Annotated in this window: 3 protein-coding genes and 1 pseudogene; 1 reads left to right on the top strand and 3 read right to left on the bottom strand. The window is 72.3% G+C overall.

The features are described from left to right. On the bottom strand, positions 1 to 535 hold a 535-nt coding region (gene rsmD, locus BN11_RS13460), incomplete at its 3' end, for a 16S rRNA (guanine(966)-N(2))-methyltransferase RsmD (protein ID WP_083433747.1). Further along, positions 532 to 2,730 carry an ATP-dependent DNA helicase RecG gene (locus BN11_RS13455; protein ID WP_048698462.1) on the bottom strand — a complete coding sequence of 733 codons (2,199 nt, stop codon included), beginning with the start codon at positions 2,728 to 2,730 and terminating at the stop codon, positions 532 to 534. The genes BN11_RS13455 and rsmD, both read right to left, overlap by 4 nt. 200 nt (positions 2,731 to 2,930) lie before the next feature. Between BN11_RS13455 and rpmB the strand changes: the two genes are divergently transcribed. Continuing rightward, on the top strand, positions 2,931 to 3,125 hold the full coding sequence (gene rpmB / locus BN11_RS13450) for a 50S ribosomal protein L28 (RefSeq protein ID WP_048698461.1): 195 nt from the start codon (positions 2,931 to 2,933) through the stop codon (positions 3,123 to 3,125). Positions 3,126 to 3,195: 70 nt separating this feature from the next. Here rpmB and BN11_RS13445 read toward each other — a convergent pair. Further along, positions 3,196 to 3,582: pseudogene (locus BN11_RS13445) on the bottom strand (thiamine-phosphate kinase); the annotation flags it as partial.

Raw genomic sequence — 3,582 nt, 5'->3', positions numbered from 1 at the left:
CGCGCGGGGCCGCCGTGGGGGGGGGGGAGCCGGTGGCCGTCATACCGTCGGGCCAGCACGGCTCGGGGGAGCGGCTCGAACGCTCCAGCACCAGCAGCGCGCCGGGCGCGAGCCAGCCGGCGTCGACGAGGGCCGCGAGGTCCGCGGCGAGGTCGGCCTCGGCGAGGGGGTAGGGCGGATCGGCGAGCACCAGGTCGGCGGGCGCAACAACGGGACGGCGGGCGAAGGCGCGCACCGTCATCGCGTGGACGCGAGCCGGTATGCCGAGGTCGCGGGCGTTGCGCTCGATCAGCCGGGCGGTGGGGCGGTCGGCTTCGACGAGGTCGGCCGAGGCCGCGCCCCGGCTCACCGCCTCCAACCCGAGGGCGCCGGACCCGGCATACAGGTCGAGCACGCGGGCTCCCGCGATCACGTCGCGGGCGACGAGCATGGAGAAGAGCGCCTCCCGCACCCGGTCCGAGGTGGGCCGGGTCACGGCTCCGCGGGGGACGGCGATGGTCCGGCCACCGACCCGGCCGCCGATGATTCGGGTCATGTCTTCTCCAGGAAGTCGGCCTGCTCGCGGCGCAGCCACTCCTCGATGACGCCGGCGAGTTCGGGATGGCCGCTGAGATCGGGATCCTGCGCGATCAATTCGGCGGCGTCGGCGCGCGCGGTGGCGATGGTCTCCTCGTCGTGAGCCAGGGAGAGGAACTGCAGCCGGCCCCGTCCCCCGCTCTGCCGGGCCCCGAGGATGTCGCCCTCGCGACGCTGTCGCAGGTCGAGCTGGGCGAGTTCGAAGCCGTCGGTGGTCGCCGCGACGGCGGTCAGGCGCTCGCCTGCGGGGCCGTCGGCAGCCCGCGTGGCCAGCAAGCACAGGCCGGGGTGTCCGCCCCGGCCGACGCGGCCGCGCAACTGGTGCAGCTGGGAGACCCCGAACCGGTCGGCGTCGCGCACCACCATGACCGTGGCATTGGGGACGTCCACCCCGACTTCGATGACCGTCGTCGCCACGAGCACGTCGAGCTCGCCCGCCGCGAAGGCCCGCATCACGGCGTCCTTCTCCTCGGTCGGCAGCTTGCCGTGCAACAACCCGATGCGCAGCCCCGCCAGGCTGGCCTCGGTGCTGAGCTCTTCGAAGGTCTCCAGGACTCCGATCATCTCCGGCCTCGCCGGAGCCTGCTCACCCTGGCCGAAGCCGTCGCTGAACCAGTCGACCTCGCCCTCCTCGTCGCCGCCCGATTCGCCGCCCGATTCACCCCCCGACGCGCCGGGCCCGATGCGCGGGCACACGACGTAGGCCTGCCGGCCGGCGCGGCACTCCTCACCGATCCGCGCCCACGTGCGCTCGAGCCATCCGGGCCGGTGTTCGTCGACGACGAAGGTCTGGATCGGGCTGCGTCCGGCAGGCAATTCGGTCAGCGTGGAGGTCTCCATGTCGCCGAAGACCGTCATGGCGATGGTCCGCGGGATCGGCGTGGCAGTCATGACCAGCAGGTGCGGGGTGCCGGATGCCTTGCCGCGCAAGACATCTCGCTGTTCGACTCCGAACCGGTGTTGCTCGTCCACGACGACCAGGCCGAGGTTGTAGAAGGCGACATCCTCCTGCAGCAGCGCATGGGTGCCGATGACGATGCCGGCATCACCGGAGACGACGTCAGCCAGGGCCCGCCGCCGCGACGCCGAACCCTGAGACCCGGTCAGCAGCACCACGCGGGTGCCGATCTCGGACCCGCCGAGCAAGCCGCCCTCGGCCAGGTCGCCGAGCATCGCGGTGATCGAGCGGTGATGCTGGGTCGCCAGCACCTCGGTCGGGGCGAGCAGGGCCGCCTGCGCCCCGCCGTCGACGGCGCTGAGCATGGCGCGCAAGGCGAGCACCGTCTTGCCGGACCCGACCTCGCCCTGCAGCAGCCGGTTCATCGGCACGGTCGACGCCAGGTCGGCCGCGATCTCGCCGGCCACCTGCTCTTGACCTGCGGTCAGCGTGAACGGCAGCCGGTCGGTGAAGGCCGTGAGCAGGGGGCCGCCCTCGGCGATCGCGAGCGCCGCCTCCTCCTGGGCTCGCTGGACCCGCCGCTGCGCCAGCACGGTCTGCAGGACCAGCGCCTCCTCATACCGCAGGCGCTCGCGCGCCCGAGCGACCTCGGCGCGGGTCTCGGGACGATGCAACATCCGCAACGTCTCGCCCAGCCCGGGCAACCGGTGCCGCGAACGCAACGGCGCCGGCAGCGGGTCGGGCAGCGGCTCGAGGGCATCAAGGACGAGCCCGACGGCCTGGACGAGGTTCCAGTTGTGCAGCTTCGGGATCGCCGGATAGACCGGGTAGAGCCCCGGCAGCGCCGCCTCCGCCGCCTCGTCGAGCAGGGTGTAACCGGGGTGCGCCAGCTGCCGGCGATGGTTGTAGGTGCCGACCTGGCCGCCGGCGATCACCCGCACACCGGGAAGCAGCTTGTTCTCGTGCGCGCGGGCATTGAAGAAGGTCATGTCGACGTCTTGATGCCCGTCGGTGAGGACCGCCGTCAGCATCGAACCCTTGCGCGTCGACATCGAGCGCGTGTGCGCGCTCTTGATCGTGCCGATGAGCACGACGAACTCGCCGTCGCGCAGTTCGGTGACCTCGCTGTCATACGACAAGTAGCGGGTGGGGCGCATCCGCAGCAGGTCGCCGACGGTGACGACGCCGCGGGCATTGCGCAGGTGCCGGGCGGCGGAGGCGATCAGCGGCGCCAGATTGGAGTCCAGGTGCGCCATCGCCCCCCCTCACCTCGCCGGTCGCCTGTCGTGTGGGACCCTAGCCGAGCCGGCCGACAACCTCGGGCGCCGGGCGCGTTTTGCCCGCGGGGAGGGCTCTCGGCTAACCTATGGAAGTTGCCTGTATGCCGTGCGCCGGGCAGTTGCCTAAAACTGCTGTGCGCCGCGCACACCCGAACCACTCACGAGGAGAAACCCCCATGGCTGCCACCTGCGATGTCTGCGGTAAGGGCCCTGGCTTCGGTCACTCCATCTCGCACTCCCACCGCCGCACCAAGCGTCGCTGGAACCCGAACATTCAGCGGGTGCGCGCGATGGTCGGCGAAGCCGGCAAGACCCCGAAGCGCCTCAACGTCTGCACCTCCTGCCTGAAGGCCGGCAAGGTTAGCCGCTGACCCCACCGCACCACACGGAAGCGGCCGGAGCCTCGTGCTCGGGCCGCTTTTCGGATGGCCGCGAGACCCCTTATCGCACCGGGTGGAAGTGGTCCCAGCCCGCCTCCGTCAGGGGTCGGCCGTCCAGGTGGACGCCTGGGTCCTCCCCCGCCGCCGGCGCCTCCACCCGTCCCAGGATCCGCCAGTATTCCGGCACGCTCGCCCGGTCCGGGAAGGTCGCGAGCAGGCTGTGCTCCTCACCGCCGTTCAGCACGCAGGCGCGGGCCTGATCCCTCGGCACCAGCCCCTCGGCCCAGTTCAGGTCGGCTGCCAGCGTCGCCGAGTCGATCTCGATGAGGCAGCCGCTCGCCCGGGCGATCCGGGCCGCGTCGCGGGAGAGCCCGTCGGAGACATCGAGCATGGCGCTCGCGCCGGCGCGGGCGGCGATCGGGCCCTGGCTCAGCGGGGCGCTCGGGCT

Source organism: Nostocoides australiense Ben110, assembly GCF_001050535.1.
GTDB lineage: Bacteria > Actinomycetota > Actinomycetes > Actinomycetales > Dermatophilaceae > Nostocoides_A > Nostocoides_A australiense.
This window is presented reverse-complemented; position numbering and strand designations above follow the sequence as displayed.

Bases quoted from the DNA above. Each gene is read 5' to 3' on its own strand.
- rpmB (WP_048698461.1), top strand. From the start codon at position 2,931: ATGGCTGCCACCTGCGATGTCTGCGGTAAGGGCCCTGGCTTCGGTCAC.
- BN11_RS13455 (WP_048698462.1), bottom strand. From the start codon at position 2,730: ATGGCGCACCTGGACTCCAATCTGGCGCCGCTGATCGCCTCCGCCGCC.